A 17,807-nucleotide genomic window follows, 5' to 3' on the forward strand; every position below is an offset into this window, starting at 1 on the left:
GTAAAGAAAATATGGTGACAAAAGCAGAAGGGATACACCTGTATCCATACCGAACACAGAAGTTAAGCCTTCTAACGCCGATGGTACTCGGAGGGAGACCTCCCGGGAGATTAGGAAGTTGCCAAACAATTAGATCAGCTAAGGCTGGTCTTTTTTTGTTTTTAAAAGTAAAATAAAAAGTAAAATAAATAGAAACACTAGTATTAGAGTAATAGATAGGATATTTATATAAATCTAGTTTTAGTCTATCTTTACCATAAAAATAAATAATGGAAGAGTTATTTTATTAAAGTCAGTAAAAATTGAAAAATTTAATATAGGTAATTATCATAACAAATTTATTATAAAATATAGAGAAAATTCAAAAATTGCAACTAAAGAAGTTACTGGAGATATAATACCAATTATAAAAAAGATAAAATTAGAAAATTTAATTGAAATTAATAGGAATAGGAAAGAGATTCAATTAGAAGATATTGTAATGGAGAAATTAAATGAAATTACTTAAGTCTGAATTTAACAAGATAAAAGAAGAAATAAAATTTTATTATCCAGATTATATAGTAGGTATTATAGTCGAATTGTTAATATTATTTATAATTCTTAAAGTAGGAAATGATCTAAATATATCTTATTTCTCTTATATATATCATGGGTATTAGTAAGTGGAATAATATCTGAATCTGTGATGTGTATATCTACAGAAAAACAATTAGGAACATTACAAAATTTAATGATTAAACCATATAATATATTTCAAATTGCACTTGCTAAAGTTTTTATATGGTATTTAATAAATCTTGTAAAAATTATACTTATGTCTATTATACTTAAGCTTTTTATTTTTAATGATTTGATTTTAAACTTATCAATAATATATACTTTGCTATTGGAAAGTATAGGTATTTTTGGACTATCATTTGTAATGTCTGCTCTTACTTTAATATATACTAAAATAGCATCTTTTGAAGTTATAATATCATATATTATATTATTTTTATCAGGTAGTATTATAAAATTACCTGAGTTTATACTTTATACTAATCCTATAAGTTATTGTTTTATAATTATACCTAAAATAATTAAAGGGGAAAAGATATATGTAAATTTAATAGTATTATTTGTATTATCTTCAATATTATTTGTTTTAGGATATTTATTATTTAAAATAGTATTTAAAAGAAGTAAAGATTTTTCTTGGAATTATTAAAAATCGATTAGAAAAACTTATTGATATTTTCAATTATATTGTTTGATTATATCATAGTAGTTATATAATAGGATAGCTTAAAGTGTAAAAAGCAAATCTTAAATTTTTAAATATGGATATAAGTTAGTCATTGAATTATATTTTTAATTTTAAAAAAGTGATGATAGGAATGATAAATTCATTCTCTACATCACTTTTTTAGTGGTCTAATTATTATATATAGATCTATCTATCTCATTTTCACTTGATGCAACTATAAGGGCAGATGAGGCTGCTGCTGTAACATTTGTTGCAGTTCTTCCCATATCTGCTAAGGATGATATAGGCGAAAGGATAACAACCATTTCTATAGGAAGTCCCATAGCTGCAAATACTGCTGTTGTTGTAATTGTTGCAGTTCCAGGAACACCTACAGTTCCCAATGACACTAATAAGGCTACAAAAACTAGCATAATATAATCTGATATAGAATAGTTTATTCCTAGAACATTTACAGTTAATAGTGCACTCATTACAGGCCAAAATCCAGCACATCCAGGCATACCCATGGTGGCTCCCATAGGAGCTACAAAGGATGCAACCTTTTCACTTACTCCCATATTTTTAGTTAGATTTTCAATATTTGCCCCAATTGATCCTACTGATGATTGAGTTGTAAATCCAATTGCTTGGACTGGCCAATTTTTCTTAAAAAACTTAAATGGGTTAAGTTTTCCAATAATTCCAATCATAGCTCCTGTTGTTATATAAGAATGAAATACGGAGGCTATATAGGTTAAAATTAGGATAAATAATAGTGGTTTTACTGCACTATAGTCAATTCTTCCTATAGAGCTTGCAAGAAGTGATAAAACAGCATATGGTGTAAAATCTGTTACAAATCCAATAAGCCTAAAGATTATTTCAGAAAATGACTCTATAAAGTCTACAAACGGCTTAACTTCTTTATCTTTTCCTCTTTCTATAAGTTGAAGAACACTTAGACCTATAAGAACTGCAAATACTATTATTGGAATAACTGATCCTTTTGAAGCATCAGCTACTATATTTTTTGGAAAAAAGTTTACGAAAGCATCAGCAAAGCCTGGTACTTCCTTAACTTCGTTTGAAGTTTCTATTGGAATATTTGCATTTTTTCCTATCTTAAATAATACTGCTAAAACTACACCTATAAGGGAGCCTAGAACATTGTGAAGACTTAACACACCAATAGTTTTAAGTCCCATAGACCTTAGATTTGCCAGGTTTTCTGTTGAAATTACTATTTTAATTACTGATGCTAGAAGAATTGGTATTACTAGGGCAAATAATAAATTTGCATAAATCCTACCAAAAACTCCTATATATTCTGTACTATCCTTAAATAAAAATCCAAGAATAATACCTAAAATTGCTCCAGAAATCACTCTAATTCCAAAGGAAATCCCCTTTTTTTTCATAAAGCTTAGGCCATAAAAAAGTATAAAGCCTATAAAAAGTACTAAAAATTTCATATAAACTCCTTTATTTTTTAGTTTAAAAGTGAAAGTATTAAAAGTAATTAAATGGCAAATAAAAGTTGGTAGCATAGCTAGAATATTTTAATAAATCAAAAACTACACTATCTATTCCACCTTTTACAAAATTTGATAGGTAGAAGTTTTAATCTTATCTTGGTAGGTTAATTATTTTAAATAAGAAATAAATTGAAGGCTTTGAAATATCCTATATCAATGAATGACTAACTTAGATATAAAATAATATAAAAACATGATTTCTGCCTAAATTATCCTATTATTTTTAGAAAATTTTCCAAAAGTATGGCTAAGCTAATTAACATAATTGTATTAAAGTTAAGTTATTCTTTCCTATATTATCTAATCTTAGCTTAATTTTACTATTATGAAATGGTAGGAATAAATTATGGTCTGGATATTATAATATTATGGCCTATATTTTAATTATTTTATTAATAAGTTTCTATGCTCACACCACTTGTTGGAAAATTTTGATAAGTAATTTTTATAAATTTTCTAAAAGAAAAATATTCACTTGCTTTTTCTTATTTCTACCAAGTTTAAAGTTTTTACTTACTAAGAATTATTTTATTTTCTTTCACTTATAAGATAATAAAAATGAGTAAAAAAAAATCCCGCCCCACAAAAGGACGAGTTACCGTGTTTCCACCTTTATTCGCTTTTTACTTTGTTTTTCTTAACTAATATAAGTTAAGCATAAAAAATAAAAAACCTCATCGAGGTCAATTAACCTCTAGCGCTATAACAGGCGCACCTGTTACCGACTACTTACTTTCGTCAGTAAGACTCAAAGATGCATAAACATAAATATTTTATAGTCTATCTCAGCTTAAAAGACTTCTCTGTAATAAAACTCTCTTATGTTCTCTTCTTTTTTACGTCATTTATATTACAAGAGTGATTATACAATCCAGACTAAATTAGTCAAGTATAAAAAATAAAAAAATTAAAAAAATTTTTAAAAAAATGTTTAATATCGTTTTCAAGGGGTATATTATAAATAAGAGAAAATAAAATCTCTATCCTACCGGCACAGTATTTAAAAAATACTGGTTACAAAACTTGGCTAAGGGAGGATTTCAAATAAGTGAATAGAAAAAGTGGTGGAAGATAATGTAAAGGTAAGGCCATCTGACATTTTTCTAAGATTTGAAATAAGAAGCTAGCAAGTTTTAACTATATAGGTAAAAGAAAAAAATAAAATATATGGTAAAGGAGTGGTTAGTTCACATAGGTATTAGATAAATTAAAGATAAAAAAATATGAGTGTATATAGACATATAGATATGTAAATATATGAAAAGAAAAATAAAAAATAGAGTAAACGCAAGTTTACAGAAAGGACAAAAGAGTGATAGAACCAAAATCAGAACTCTGTGCTGGTAGGAGAAAATAAATCGACCTTGTAAGTGTAAAAAAACTAAGGTCGATTTTTTTGTGCTTATTTTTAAGGAATAAAAAGTTCATCTACGCTAGTATTTAAAACTTTGGCAAGGTCAAAGGCAAGCTCTAATGACGGTGAATACTTATCATTTTCAATGGCGTTTATAGTTTGTCTTGAGACCTTACACATATTGGCAAGGTCTTTTTGAGATAGTTTTAATTTCGTTCTTAATTCCTTTATATTATTTTTCATTAAGAATATTTTCTCCTGAATTTCACAACATTAACTAAAAATAAAACTGAAAGTATTACAAGATCAATAAAATGATTAGATTTACCTATTTCATTTCCGATTTTTATACTTATCCAATTTGAAACTATATTTATTACAAGATATGCCATAAAAATAGTAAGAGTATATCTAGAAGCCTTATCCTTTATTTTATCATCTCTTTCATCGCCTAGCTTATAGATAGTAAATAGGCTTATAGAAACTAAAACTACCGATAAAAATAATATAAATAAAAATACAGTAAATAACATAATAACCTCCTTTATGTCAAACATCTTTTACACTGTTATAATACAAGAAAATCTTATAGATGTCAAATAAGTTTGACATATCAAAAAAATAATCCTTACACTAGTATAGATTATTCTTTATATTGTAAGGAAATTATATAGATATATTAATCTTATTTAACTTTCATATTGAAAAAATTTGATAGTACAAATAGATTATTATTTTTCCAATAAATAAAAAGAAATTTGAAAAGTAAGATTCTCTTAAAGTAAAGAGATAACTAAAATAATAATTTGAAATATATAGAAGTTATATTAGAAATTACTTGCAAAAATCCTCCTTTCTTATATAATTATAAGACAGTAAGAGTCTTGTAGAGGGAGGGGCTATGGATACTTTAGAAAAACTTAAAATATTAACTGATGCAGCCAAGTATGATGTTTCTTGTTCATCGTCTGGTTCAAATAGGAAAAATACATCCAAAGGTCTTGGTAATGGGCATGTATCTGGTATTTGTCACTCTTGGAGTGAAGATGGAAGGTGTATTTCTCTTCTTAAAATCTTATATACAAATAAGTGTATCTATAACTGCGAGTATTGTATAAATAGGTCATCTAATGACATAAAAAGGGTAGAATTTACTCCAAGAGAGGTGGCTGACTTAACTATAAACTTTTATAGGAGAAATTATATAGAGGGTTTATTTTTATCATCTGGAATTGTCAAAAACCCAGACTATACCATGGAGATGCTAATTGAAGTTGCAGATATTCTAAGAAATAAATATTTCTACAACGGCTATATCCACATGAAAGCAATCCCTGGCTCAAGTCCTGATTTAGTTAAAAAAATGGGACTTTTAGTCGATAGGATGAGTATAAATGTAGAACTTCCCACAGAAGAATCTTTAAAAATCCTAGCTCCTCAAAAGTCCATAAAGGCTATTGAGTCATCTATGGGCTTTGCCAAGGAGAAAATAGTCCAAAGAAAAAATGAAATACAATTATATAGGCACACTCCCAATTTTCTTCCAGCAGGCCAAACTACTCAGATGATTATAGGGGCAGCTAAGGAAAGTGATTTTGATATTATGAAAAGGTCAGAAAATTTATACAAGGACTATGAGCTTAAGAGAGTGTTTTATTCAGCCTTTGTCCCTGTTGTTAAAAGTGAGTTTACAAAAGATGTCAAAAAAGCTCCTCTTTTAAGAGAACATAGACTTTATCAAGCTGATTGGCTTTTGAGATTTTATGGATTTAAGGCAAATGACTTACTTAATGAAAAAAATAATAATTTTGATTTAAGAATTGATCCTAAGACTAGTTGGGCTATTAATAATATAGAGAAATTTCCAGTTGAGATTAATAAGGCAAGTTACTATACCCTTATGAAGATTCCAGGTATAGGGAGAGTTTCTGCAAGAAAAATTATTAATGCAAGAAAGTATAGAAAGCTTAAGTATGAGAACCTAAAGGATCTAAATATTTCAGTAAAAAGGGCTAGGAATTTTATAATGGTAGATGGAAAATATATGGGAGCGAGATTTAAAGATAAAAGTGATTTGAAGAATAGGATGAGTGATTCTAGCTCCTTTGAACAGCTTTCTTTTTTTGGGTGATTTATGGATATTATTGTATATGATGGTTCTTTTGATGGATATCTGACGGTTATTTTTGATTATTATAGTGACTTATTTAAAATAAAGATAGAAATCGAATGTAAGCAGATTTCCTTTCTTAAAATAAAAAAAGTTGAGACCAAGGTTGAAAAATCTAAGAAAGTCGAAGATTCTATAAAGAAGAATCTTTCAAATGAGTTTTTCTTTAAGATAAAAATAGCATTTAAAACGGATTATAAAAATAAAGATACTATTATTGCAAGACTTATTAAACTTGCATATATAAAAGGTCTTATGATTATAAATTCTAGCAACAAATATGGAATAGCTTTTAACAAGATGCTTAAAAATTATGAATCTGAGACCCATGATTTGAAAGGACTTTTAAGATTTAGGGAGATTCAAGAAGAATATCTTTTTGCGGAATATGAATCTCATAATAATGTTTTGGAAGATTTATCAAGGCATTTTTTAAAAAGAATGCCAAAAGAAAAGTTTATAATATATGATAAGAATAGGAGAAGGGCCTTTATATCCATATATGGTAACGTAGAAGTTGTTGATATTCTAGATTTAGATATTGAAGAAAGTGATAGGGAGAAGTTTTTCAAATCCTTATGGATTGGCTTTTATGATACAATAGCTATTAAAGAAAGAGTAAATAAAAAGCTTATGATTTCTAATATGCCAAAGAAATATTGGAAGTATTTACCTGAGAAAAATATGATTAAATAGCTTGTTTATTAATATATAAGGAAGTAATATGAAAGATACAAAAGTTAGACAATTAGGATTTCAAAATATAGGAGTAAGTCTTTCCTACACATTCTTGATGCTTATTTCATTTTTTAAGGATTTTAACACAAGTGGTATAACTATAATGTTTTCTACTATGCTTATATTTGGGATAATTGATAAAATATTTATAGAAAAAGACTTTGAATCTAATCTAAGTAAAATATTTGCTTGGATTTTACTTATAGCTTTTATAATTATAGTAATAGCAAATTTTGAATCATTATTTAAATAAAAAGATTGATGTTTGATAAGAAAGGGGATTAATATCTAACGGATTACAAACTTATATATAAATAAGGGGTATGATGAGAAGAAATGCTCAAAAATATGTTTCTTCTTAGGGTTTATATTCTTAACTATAGCTATTTTAATTCCTTATGATAATTTCGAATTTATATTAGGTCCTCTTAGAGCTGTGGGTTTTCTAACTATATATGGAAATCCTTTACTTGGAATAATAGGTTCTATATTTTCTATAAAAAGAAAGGACTTAGTATTTTTGCTTTTAAATATAGTACAAATTTTGGCTTTTCCACTAACAACATTCATAGGAGGGAGGATTTTTGGTCCTTAATAAGGGTCTTTTAAATTGCATAATAACAATATTGTTAAATTCAAGTAAAAATTAGTCTGTTTTTGATGAAATTCTTTAAAAAGCTTGGAAAAAGTATGATATTTTGATAAAATATCTAAAGTTAAATAAAAAGAAAGGATAGGCTATGGAGAAAAGAAGAGATATAGATCTTACAAAAGAAAATATTAGAAAATCCCTGATAAAATTATCAATCCCCCTAACCCTTACGGCCTTTGTTCAAATAGCCTATACCTTAGTTGATATGATATGGATTGGAAGACTTGGATCAGGAGCTGTCGCTGCTGTTGGAGTTTCATACTTTTTAGCATGGATTGCAGAAGCCTTAGGACTTATTTCAAAAATAGGAGGAGGAGTTTATGCATCTCAAGCTTATGGAAGAAAAGATATAGAACTTACATCTTTAATCCTTAAAAACTCCTATATACAGGGAGCTTTTATTTCAATAATATATATAATACTTATACTTATATTTAAAAGAGTATTTATAGGATTTTATAATCTTGGAAGTGAGGTATCAACTCTTGCTGATAATTATCTTACTATTACATCGCTTGGATATTTCTTTGTATTTCTTAATCCTATATTTTCCCAATCTTTTTATTCGATTGGAGAATCAATAACACCTTTTAAGATAAATACATTAGGTCTTGTCTTAAATATAGTACTGGATCCTATTTTTATCTTTGGTCTAGGTCCTATACCTGCTATTGGGATAAAAGGAGCTGCCCTTGCGACAGTTACTGGACAAGCTTGTGTATTTATTACATTTATATTTGTTATGATAAAAAAAGAAGGGATAGTAGCTGATAGCCTAAAAAATTTCACTTTTTCTAGAATATGGCAAAAAAGAATATTTATCTTAGGTCTTCCAGTTGCTCTGATTAGTGGAATCCATGCACTTATAACAATTGTACTTAATAAATTGATGGCAAACTTTGGTCCAAAGCCAGTGGCTGTATATTCTATAGGAAGTCAGCTTGAATCAATATCTTGGAAAACAACTGAGGGATGTCAGGTAGTCATACAGTCTCTTATAGCTCAAAACTACGGGGCAAGACTTATAAAGAGGGTAAAAAAGTCTGTTAAGGAAGGTCTTAGACTTGTTGGAATAATAGGATTTATTGCGACTTTGATTTTATTTATATTTAGAAACTACTTATTTAAGATATTTATACCAGATGATATGGATACTATAGCTCTTGGAGCTCAATACTTGGCTATACTTTCAGCAAGTCAATTTATGCAAGCTTTAGAGATTGGTTCTACGGGAATATTTCAAGGACTTTCAGATACGAGGACACCGGCTTTTATTTCGGTAGTATTAAATGCGATTAGAATTCCTTTATCATTTGCTTTTATTCCTTTTATGGGAGTGATGGGAATTTGGTTTTCGATGACAATATCATCAATTCTAAAAGGGATAATATCTTTGTACTTATTAAGAAAGAAAATAAAAAAGAATATAGTCTACATTAAAGATTAGTGCATTTAGGGACGTTCATTTTGTGCACTATAAAAACAATGGGTATAAATATAAAAAATTAAAGGAGTTTTTATGCCTAGACTAGCTAGATCTATCCAAAATTATAATTACTTTCATATTATGACTAAGGGAATAAACAAAGAAAATATTTTTTATAGTGATTTTTATAAAAATCAGATAATAAGGTATTATTTTGATGAAAAATATGATTGGGATATTTTGGCTTATGCTATAATGGACAATCATACTCATTTTTTGGTTAGAGTTGATAATACAGAAATACTTAGCAATATCATGAAAAGTATAAATATAAGGTATTCTATACTTTATAATAATATCGAAGATAGAAACGGACATCTTTTTCAAAATAGATTCAAATCATCTCCTATAAAATCAGAGAGACAATTATTTGAGTGCACTAGATATATTCATAATAATCCAGTATTTGCCTATATTGCAAAAAGTCCTAAAGATTATAAATTTTCATCATATAATGACTTTTTTATAGAGAATAAAGATAATATTTCAAAGTGTTTTATAAGGTTAATAAAAGATAATTTTAAAAATGAAAATGAATTTTTAAAATTTCATTGTGAAAGAATATTTTCGTTGCAATTAGATACAAAAGAAGATACAAGTATAGTAAAAAAATACATAATGGATAAATTGGAAAATAAATTGGATAGTAATGAGAAGATTAAGCTTTCTAAAAAATTAAGAGAGATGGGATTTACTAAAGTTGAAATAAGTAAAAAACTAAAAATATCTAGAAATAGGATATAAAACAAATTAATTTAATAATTTATAAGTGCAAATACTGAACGTCCCTTTATGCACTAAAAAGAACCTTGCGAGAATTGACAAGGTCTTTTGCTTTTATAGATTTTCAATTTTTTCTTCGTCTACTTCTGCTATATTATCTACAAATATATCAGAAATTTTCTTTATATCTTCCCATTCATTTTCATTATAAGGGAAGTCTTTTACTCCAACTGTCTTTATACCAACTTTTCCAGCAGACTTAACTGCATATAAGGCATCATCAAATAAAACGGCATCACTTGGACCTATTTTATACTTATCTAGGGCATATTGCCAATACTCACTCTCACTTTTTTTAAAGCCAGACTTATCTGGTGTATGGATGAAGTCAAAAAGCTCTATTATATCAAGTCTTTCTAGGGCATTTTTCAAATGCTTATAGTCAGTTGACGAACAAATACACATATCATAACCAAGTTTTTTGAGTCTTTTAAGGTAAGTTACAGTTTTTTCTTTTGGCATTAAGTTGTTTTTATAGCCATCTTCTATTGTGTGGTAGAAGTATTCTATAACTTCATCTTCACTCTTATCAGTACAAACATTAATATTAAGCCATTTCATTGTATCTATAAAGTTCATGGATTCTATCTCACCTTTTTCTTCTTTTGTAATTTTATAATTATATTTATCTAAAAGAGAATTTATAGGTTTAATCCATATATGCATGGAATCAAGAATTGTTCCATCGCAATCAAATAGTAATTTTTTCATCAAATCTCCTTATTTTCTATAAAAGCTTGACAAGAATTATTATATTATAACCCAAATCATGAAAGAATTCTTAGTATTCTTACTCATAAACAAAGATTCCCAAAATCTTTTATTTGTATGTCCATATTTTAAAATAATTATACAAAACTTAGGCAAGTTTTATATTTGAGTCTACATAATTTGCCGGGAAAATCGACTTCAATAGTCTAATATAATTATTAAAACTTATAGTCTTATTGAGACTCATAAGCTCAAGGTCTACTCCAAACCAAGATACTGTAATATCAGTTTGCCTAAATCCTAAATTTTTATAAAAATTCTTTCTTTTTTGCCTTTGAACTATGTTATTTGCTCCATCTGTACAAGCTTCTATTTCGATTATTATAGTCTTATTTTCTTGTTTATTTAATAAATCAATAGACTCTGAACCTATCTTTAATCCCCTATACCCGTCTTTTATAGCAAAGTAATCTATAAGTAGGGTATCATCTTTGTCTGAGTCGAGGGTTATAAACATTCCAACGAAATCATCGTTTAAAATTATAGGAATAATCCTACCTTGATTATTTTCACATACCTTTATAATTTGTTTTAATGGCTTTCTTTCTTCCTTCGGGAAGGCCTCTATATATAAATCTTTAATTTCACTCAGATAATTTAAGTAATTATCAGATAATCGTAAATCCATAAATATCCTTTCATAAATTTTAGAAATTTTGAATACAAAAACTAATATACCTCATCAAGGGCTTAATTTCAAGAATTTAGCTATGAATGCTATTGTGCTATAATAAAGATAGGAGGATATATGAAGATATTATTAGACCTTTATAAAACATTTTTTAAGATAGGAATCTTTACTTTTGGAGGAGGATATGCAATGTTGCCTTTGTTACAAAGGGAGCTTGTAGATAAAAAGGGCTGGATTACAGAAGATGAGATGCTTGACTACTATGCTATAGGTCAGACTACACCAGGTATTATAGCTGTAAATACATCGACTTTTTGTGGTTACAAAAAGGCTGGAAAGCTTGGAGGAATAATTGCATCCTTAGGTTTTGTTAGTCCTTCTATAATAATAATTATTATTATAGCAAATTTTTTAGAAAATTTTTCTCATTTAGCTGTCATAAACCATGCCTTTGCAGGAATTAGGATAGCGGTATCTGCCCTTGTTTTAAATACTGTAATTAATATGGTGAAAAAAACTTGCGATAGAAAGCTTAAATACCTTATATTTTTTCTTACCTTTATAAGCATAGGAGTTTTTTCTATCTCTCCTATAATAATAGTTATAAGTGTTGGAGTTTTAGGGATTATCTTAGGAGGAAGATATGCTTAGACTAATGTGGGAGTTTTTTAAAGCAGGGCTTTTTGCTATAGGCGGTGGAATGGCAACTTTTCCCTTCTTACAAGAGATGAGTGAAAAATATAACTGGTTTTCCCAAGAAGAGCTTTTAAATATGATAGCTGTATCAGAGTCAACCCCCGGAGCAATAGGGATAAATGTGGCAAGTTTTGCAGGTTACAAGGTTTATGGAATCACTGGAGCTATTCTTGCATCACTTTCACTTATAGCACCTGCCATTATTATAATTTTAATCATATCTAAAGGGCTTGAAAGCTTTAAAAATTCATTAATAATAAAAAATATGTTTGAAACAATAAGGCCAGCTACAGCAGGATTAATCTTGGGAGCTATGCTTAATGTTATGATCTTATCTTTATTTAATGTGGCTTTGTATGAAAAAACGGGAAAATTCTTAGACTTATTTCAAATTTTACAAATTATAATATTTGTATGTTTTCTTATAGTATTAAGAAAGTATAAAAAAATCCACCCCATTATAATCATTGCCATAGGAGCTGTTTTGGGAATTGTTTTTAAGTTGTAAAATCCCAAAGAAATTGTATATTCTAACTCTAATAAAAGTATTTTCGAAATATAAAATCGGAATATTCTACAGAAAAAAAGTTTGAATCATTAGAAAAATCAAAATTAAGATATATATTACATTAATATTAAAACTAAGAAAGCTTTAAAAAATTAGGATGCATGACCACGATTGAATATCGATTTTATGCATCCTAATATAAAAATTTAATAAATTAAGTATCAAACAAGCGTTGGTTTACTTAACTCTTGTTTTTTGTTTGAAAATCTTTATAACTTTAGTGAGTACATTTTGTAATCCAACAAAAGTTATAGTATTTTACTTATTTTTCCTAGCATTTATCTTGTGAACTTCACCTATTATAAGTGGTATAAAGGCGAGTGCAAGAATTATTAGCCATTGCCAAGTTATAAATTCAAGCTCGAATAGCTTTCTCAAAGGTTCAATATACATTACTATTAAAAGTAGACCAAAGGAGAATATAGTTGCCTTGATTAGTTGTTTGTTTGTAGAAAATCCTAATTCTTTTAAGGTATATTTTGTACTTCTTACTGAAAAAGATCTTAAAAGCTCACTTGTTATAAGAGTAGCAAATACCATGGTATGGGCTCCTTCTATATTTCCAGGGAAGATATATTTAAGTCCTATAACATAAGCAAGTAAAACAGACAATGTTATAGCAAGTGATTGAACTATAAGTGAGTTTTTTAATGCACCTGATATAATTTGCTCTTTTGGATCTCTTGGTTGTCTTTCCATTATGTCTTTTTCTCCTGGTTCAACTCCTAGGGCTAGTGCAGGAAAAGCATCTGTTACTAGGTTTAGCCATAATAGTTGGATAGGTGTAAGTGGGGAAGGTAGACCAAATAGAATAGATAAAAATACAATTAAAACTTCTGCTATATTACATGAAAGTAGGAATGATACAAACTTTCTAATATTTGAGAAGATTATTCTTCCTTCTTCTACTGCATTTACAATAGTTGCAAAGTTATCATCTACTAGAATCATATTTGCAGTATCTTTGGCAACATCTGTTCCTGTTATACCCATTGATATACCGATATCAGCATTTTTAATCGCTGGAGCATCATTTACCCCGTCTCCTGTCATAGCTACTATTTCGCCATTTTCTTGAAGGGCATTTACAAGTTGTACCTTATTTTGTGGAGAAACTCTGGCAAATACTCTTTTTTCTCTGGCAATTTCTCTAATCTCATCATCAGACATATTGTTAAGTTCTTTACCTTCTATAGCTTGATCCTTAGAATCGGCAATTCCTAAATCTCTAGCTATAGCAAAAGCTGTTTCAAGATAGTCTCCTGTAATCATTATAACATCTATTCCTGATGAGCGACATTCAGCTACTGCTTGTTTTGCCTCAGGTCTTGGAGGGTCTATCATTCCTGTAAGACCTACAAATACCATCTCTCTTTCGACATTTTCGCTTGTAAGTTCTTTGTCTTTTATAGATTCAAAGTCTCTAAATGAGTAAGCCATTACACGAAGAGCTTGTTTTGCAAGACTCTTATTTTCTTCAATAGCTTTATTTTTCAAGTCCTCAGTAAAGTCTACGATTTCTCCATTCAATAGAATCTTTGATGAATTTTCTATAATAATATCAGGAGCACCTTTGGTCATGGCCCTGTATTTTTCATCTACATTATGGAAAGTTGTCATCATTTTTCTAGTAGAATCAAAAGGGATTTCTTTAAGTCTTGGAAATTTTTCTTCCATTTCTTCTTGGATTATGCTCCATTTTTCTGAAAAAGTAAGCATAGCACCTTCTGTAGGGTCTCCTATAATTTTGTACTGTTCGCCTTCACGAGTAAGGTCTGCATCATTACAAAGAGTTGATATTGTCATCAGAAGCTTGATTTGTTCATCATCTTCTATCTTTTTATCATCAAGTTTTATATCCCCTTTTGGAGTATAACCGCTACCTTCTACTTCATATTCATTTTCGTTTGTCCAAATCTTTGTTATAGTCATCTCATTTTGTGTGAGAGTACCAGTCTTATCTGAACAAATTGCAGTAGTTGCTCCAAGTGTTTCTACAGAAACAAGGGATTTTACTATAGCCTTTCTTTCAGCCATCCTATTCATTCCTATAGATAAAACTATAGTTACAACTGCAGTAAGTCCTTCTGGAATAGCTGCAACTGCTAGAGATACTGCAATCATCAAGTTTTCAAGTAAGGTGTCACCTGTTCTAAAATATCCTACTATAAATACAATAATACACACAATAATAACAAGTATTGCTAAAAGCTTTGAAAGCTTATTTAATTGTTTTTGTAAAGGTGTGTCCTTATCCTCTACTTTTTCAAGACTTGAAGCAATCTTACCCATTTCAGTATCAGAACCTGTTTGGGTTATAATACCCTTGCCATGACCATAGGTTACTATAGTTGATGAAAAGGCAAAATTTTCCCTATCACCTATACCTACTTCACTTTCATATACTACTTCGCTATCTTTTTCTGCAGCTACTGATTCTCCTGTTAGAGATGATTCATCTATCTGTAAATTTGATGATTCTAAAAGTCTCATATCAGCTGGAACTATATCTCCAGTTTCAATTACAACTATATCACCTACTACAAGATTTTCTGCCTTTAGCTTTTGTTTTTTTCCATCACGAATTACGCTTGCCTCAGGTGAAGACATTTTTTGCAAAGCTTCTACAGAATCTTCTGCCTTACCTTCTTGTAGAATAGACATTATGGCATTAATAACTACAATTGCGATAATTATAATAGCTTCAACCTTATCTCCTGTAAAAGCTGATACTACAGATGCAACTATAAGTAAGATTACCATAGGGTCTAAAATTTGTTCGGCAATTTTTTTAGCTAAAGACTTCTTAGCCTTAGATTCGATTTTATTTGGGCCATTTTCTTCTAGTCTTTTTTGGGCTAAATCATTATTTAAACCACGTGCCGCGTCAGAATCATATTTTGATACGATTTCTTTTTTTTGACCTAAATAGTCCATTTATACCTCCTAAAATTTTTCAAAAAAGAAAAGACTTTTGGCTTATTTGCCAAAAGTCTTGCTACCAAATGGTTTATTCAACCGGGATAAACCGTAATGACGATTGAATAATTTAGCTACTCCCTTTTGTTATAATAATTATATATCAAAAAATAGAAAAATCAAAGTATTTTAACAAGTAGAACAAGCAGCATCAGCAGCTTCATCATCCCTATTTTTCATTTCATTTATACAAAGACAAATCGCAATTAGGATAAGGCTTAAGTCTTCCCTATAAACGGTAAGCTCATATTGGTCTGTAAGGGCAAAAAACTTCTTATTCATATCAGCAACTATCTCATTTTCACGATATATTTCGAAGTCGTGGTCTATTATAGAACCTTTTAAATGAAGTTTTATACCTTCATAGTCTATATCGACCTTTCTTTTTAAAAATGAAAGTTTTTGGTCGATTTCCATATGACTTCCATCATTAAAATCTACGAAATATTTTTGCAAAAATGACCATATCTTTTTACTTATAGTAAATAAAACTTTTCCATCTGAATCCTTAAGTTTTGCACTATAGCCTATAAGTTTAAAATCTTGGTCAAAGAAAAAAACTTCCTTGCCATTTTCATCAAGGACAGGGTACTTATCTGTAATTTTAAAAAATTTTTCCTTAAAATAGTATTTTTTCATTTAAACATCCTTTTTTATTTTATTTTATTTTTATTATATACTATAATTTATTTTTTGTACTTTAGAAAAATTTATAAATTTAGGAAAATCAGCAATAAAGTAAAAGTTTTGACAATTTTTTTTTAGGGTGTAAAATTAAGTAAGTATATGCCCTTTGATATAATAAATCACAGGGCCTTAAATTTTGGATGATTTAAGTTGGAGAAAGAAGATATTATGCAAAAAAATAAAACTCATATGGAAAAATTATCATACAAAATAAGTTCCAATCCACCCCTTTACCTTACTATAGGTTTCATGGTTTTAATTTTAATAGGTGGTTTTATCCTATCCCTACCTATTTTTACAAAAAGTGGAAAGCCAACACCCTTAGTTGACTCTATCTTTGTTGCTGCATCTGCCTCTTGTGTTACAGGTCTTACTACTGTAAATACATTTGAGCATTGGAATACTTATGGACACATCGTTATTATACTCCTTATCCAAATAGGTGGACTTGGGGTAATGACTTTGGCAACTCTTTTTTCTTTAATTTTAAGAAAAAAAATAGGTCTTAAGTCAAGAAAGATTTTAAAGGAACAATTAAATATAGATACTCTCAAAGGTATTATGAAGCTATTTAAATATGTATTAACCTTTACCTTTATAGTAGAGGGAATAGGAGCTATGATTCTTGCTACAAGATTTATTCCAATTTATGGAAGACTAAGAGGGATTTGGTATGCTATATTTCACTCCATATCAGCCTTTTGTAACGCAGGATTTGACTTGACTGGAGATTCTATGTATCCTTTTAGAAATGACCTAGTTATAAACTTTACCATAATGGCTCTAATAGTTATAGGGGGTCTTGGTTTTATGGTTACAGCTGAGATTTTAAAAAAGAAATCCTTAAAAAAACTATCAGTCCATGCTAAGCTTGTTTTAATAGTAAGTTTGAGTCTTATAGTAGTTGGAAGTTTGGTATTTTTCTTTATAGAAAATCAACCTGGTGGAGTAGTTTATAATGAAGGATTTTTAAATTCTTTAGTCCAATCGACCTTCCAATCAATTTCCGCAAGAACAGCAGGTTTTTATTCAGTTAAACATGATAAAATAAAGGATGCATCGGCTTTATTCTTGATAATACTTATGGCAATAGGAGGCTCTCCTGGTTCGACAGCAGGTGGAATTAAGACTACAACCTTTGGGGTTTTGATTCTTTCAACTATTTCTATTATTAAAAATGAAGATGAGGTTGTAGTATTTAATAAACATATAGATCCAAAAACTATAAGAAAGGCCTTAGCCATTATAATGGTATACATAGGACTTATATTTATAGTTATATTCTTGCTATCTATTACGGAAAATTTTTCTGTAATAGATATATCGTATGAGGTTACATCAGCCTTTGCTACAGTAGGGGCAAGTAGGGGAATTACTGGACATCTAACAAGTATAGGAAAGATTTTACTTACTTTAAGTATGTATCTTGGAAGAATTGGTCCAATAACTATGGCCTATTCATTTGGGCTTAAATCAAAGACAAAATATATAAGATACCCAGAAGCAAATATTAGTATAGGTTAGGA

At 28.8% G+C, this 17,807-nt stretch carries 16 protein-coding genes and 1 rRNA gene; 10 read left to right on the forward strand and 7 right to left on the reverse strand.

Features of this window, described 5'->3' with window-relative positions:
- Nucleotides 1–10: 10 nt before the first annotated feature.
- Nucleotides 11–127 (forward strand): 5S ribosomal RNA (rrf, locus tag HV819_RS09195).
- Nucleotides 128–494: 367 nt separating this feature from the next.
- Entirely contained in the window at nucleotides 495–662 is a 168-nt protein-coding gene (locus HV819_RS09200; protein WP_154542151.1) for a hypothetical protein, read from the forward strand.
- A 754-nt stretch (nucleotides 663–1,416) separates the two neighbouring features.
- Here the strand turns inward: HV819_RS09200 and HV819_RS09205 are convergent.
- The 3 genes from HV819_RS09205 to HV819_RS09215 all read right to left on the reverse strand — a co-directional run bounded on the left by HV819_RS09205 (nucleotide 1,417) and on the right by HV819_RS09215 (nucleotide 4,653).
- Nucleotides 1,417–2,703 carry a dicarboxylate/amino acid:cation symporter gene (locus HV819_RS09205; RefSeq protein ID WP_154542150.1) on the reverse strand — a complete coding sequence of 429 codons (1,287 nt, stop codon included), beginning with the start codon at nucleotides 2,701–2,703 and terminating at the stop codon, nucleotides 1,417–1,419.
- Nucleotides 2,704–4,174: 1,471 nt separating this feature from the next.
- On the reverse strand, nucleotides 4,175–4,363 hold the full coding sequence (locus HV819_RS09210) for a helix-turn-helix transcriptional regulator (RefSeq protein ID WP_154542149.1): 189 nt from the start codon (nucleotides 4,361–4,363) through the stop codon (nucleotides 4,175–4,177).
- On the reverse strand, nucleotides 4,363–4,653 hold the full coding sequence (locus HV819_RS09215; protein WP_176270035.1) for a DUF2178 domain-containing protein: 291 nt from the start codon (nucleotides 4,651–4,653) through the stop codon (nucleotides 4,363–4,365). Before HV819_RS09215 ends, HV819_RS09210 begins: the two co-directional genes overlap by 1 nt.
- A 368-nt stretch (nucleotides 4,654–5,021) precedes the next feature.
- On the opposite strand from HV819_RS09215, the gene HV819_RS09220 reads away from it, so the two are divergent.
- From HV819_RS09220 to HV819_RS09240, 5 genes are all read left to right on the forward strand, one after another.
- Nucleotides 5,022–6,251: a putative DNA modification/repair radical SAM protein gene (locus tag HV819_RS09220; protein ID WP_154542146.1), complete on the forward strand. Its 1,230-nt coding sequence runs from the start codon at nucleotides 5,022–5,024 to the stop codon at nucleotides 6,249–6,251.
- Between the two features lie 3 nt (nucleotides 6,252–6,254).
- Nucleotides 6,255–6,986, forward strand: a complete 732-nt coding sequence (locus tag HV819_RS09225; RefSeq protein WP_154542144.1) for a TIGR03915 family putative DNA repair protein — start codon at nucleotides 6,255–6,257, stop codon at nucleotides 6,984–6,986.
- Between the two features lie 28 nt (nucleotides 6,987–7,014).
- Nucleotides 7,015–7,281, forward strand: a complete 267-nt coding sequence (locus HV819_RS09230; RefSeq protein WP_176270036.1) for an ion transporter — start codon at nucleotides 7,015–7,017, stop codon at nucleotides 7,279–7,281.
- Between the two features lie 487 nt (nucleotides 7,282–7,768).
- Nucleotides 7,769–9,127, forward strand: a complete 1,359-nt coding sequence (locus tag HV819_RS09235) for an MATE family efflux transporter (RefSeq protein ID WP_176270037.1) — start codon at nucleotides 7,769–7,771, stop codon at nucleotides 9,125–9,127.
- A 72-nt stretch (nucleotides 9,128–9,199) separates the two neighbouring features.
- Nucleotides 9,200–9,910 (forward strand): transposase, encoded by a 711-nt coding sequence (locus HV819_RS09240; RefSeq protein WP_176270038.1) that lies wholly within the window; start codon nucleotides 9,200–9,202, stop codon nucleotides 9,908–9,910.
- A 93-nt stretch (nucleotides 9,911–10,003) separates the two neighbouring features.
- On the opposite strand, the gene HV819_RS09245 is transcribed toward HV819_RS09240, so the two are convergent.
- Nucleotides 10,004–10,660: an HAD family hydrolase gene (locus HV819_RS09245; RefSeq protein ID WP_176270039.1), complete on the reverse strand. Its 657-nt coding sequence runs from the start codon at nucleotides 10,658–10,660 to the stop codon at nucleotides 10,004–10,006.
- A gap of 148 nt (nucleotides 10,661–10,808) precedes the next feature.
- The gene (locus HV819_RS09250) at nucleotides 10,809–11,348 is read right to left on the reverse strand and encodes a GNAT family N-acetyltransferase (RefSeq protein ID WP_176270040.1); all 540 of its coding nucleotides are present in this window, start codon (nucleotides 11,346–11,348) and stop codon (nucleotides 10,809–10,811) included.
- Nucleotides 11,349–11,468: 120 nt separating this feature from the next.
- Between HV819_RS09250 and HV819_RS09255 the strand changes: the two genes are divergently transcribed.
- Together HV819_RS09255 and HV819_RS09260 are read left to right on the forward strand one after the other, a co-directional pair.
- Nucleotides 11,469–12,002 (forward strand): chromate transporter, encoded by a 534-nt coding sequence (locus HV819_RS09255; protein ID WP_176270041.1) that lies wholly within the window; start codon nucleotides 11,469–11,471, stop codon nucleotides 12,000–12,002.
- The gene (locus HV819_RS09260; RefSeq protein WP_176270042.1) at nucleotides 11,995–12,555 is read left to right on the forward strand and encodes a chromate transporter; all 561 of its coding nucleotides are present in this window, start codon (nucleotides 11,995–11,997) and stop codon (nucleotides 12,553–12,555) included. Before HV819_RS09255 ends, HV819_RS09260 begins: the two co-directional genes overlap by 8 nt.
- A gap of 318 nt (nucleotides 12,556–12,873) precedes the next feature.
- On the opposite strand, the gene HV819_RS09265 is transcribed toward HV819_RS09260, so the two are convergent.
- Together HV819_RS09265 and HV819_RS09270 are read right to left on the reverse strand one after the other, a co-directional pair.
- Nucleotides 12,874–15,552 (reverse strand): cation-translocating P-type ATPase, encoded by a 2,679-nt coding sequence (locus HV819_RS09265; RefSeq protein ID WP_176270043.1) that lies wholly within the window; start codon nucleotides 15,550–15,552, stop codon nucleotides 12,874–12,876.
- 171 nt (nucleotides 15,553–15,723) lie between these two features.
- Entirely contained in the window at nucleotides 15,724–16,233 is a 510-nt protein-coding gene (locus HV819_RS09270; RefSeq protein ID WP_154542128.1) for an LURP-one-related/scramblase family protein, read from the reverse strand.
- Between the two features lie 216 nt (nucleotides 16,234–16,449).
- On the opposite strand from HV819_RS09270, the gene HV819_RS09275 reads away from it, so the two are divergent.
- Nucleotides 16,450–17,805, forward strand: a complete 1,356-nt coding sequence (locus HV819_RS09275; RefSeq protein WP_154542126.1) for a TrkH family potassium uptake protein — start codon at nucleotides 16,450–16,452, stop codon at nucleotides 17,803–17,805.
- Nucleotides 17,806–17,807 lie beyond the last annotated feature (2 nt).

Source organism: Anaerococcus faecalis (assembly GCF_013371425.1).
Lineage (GTDB): Bacteria > Bacillota > Clostridia > Tissierellales > Peptoniphilaceae > Anaerococcus > Anaerococcus porci.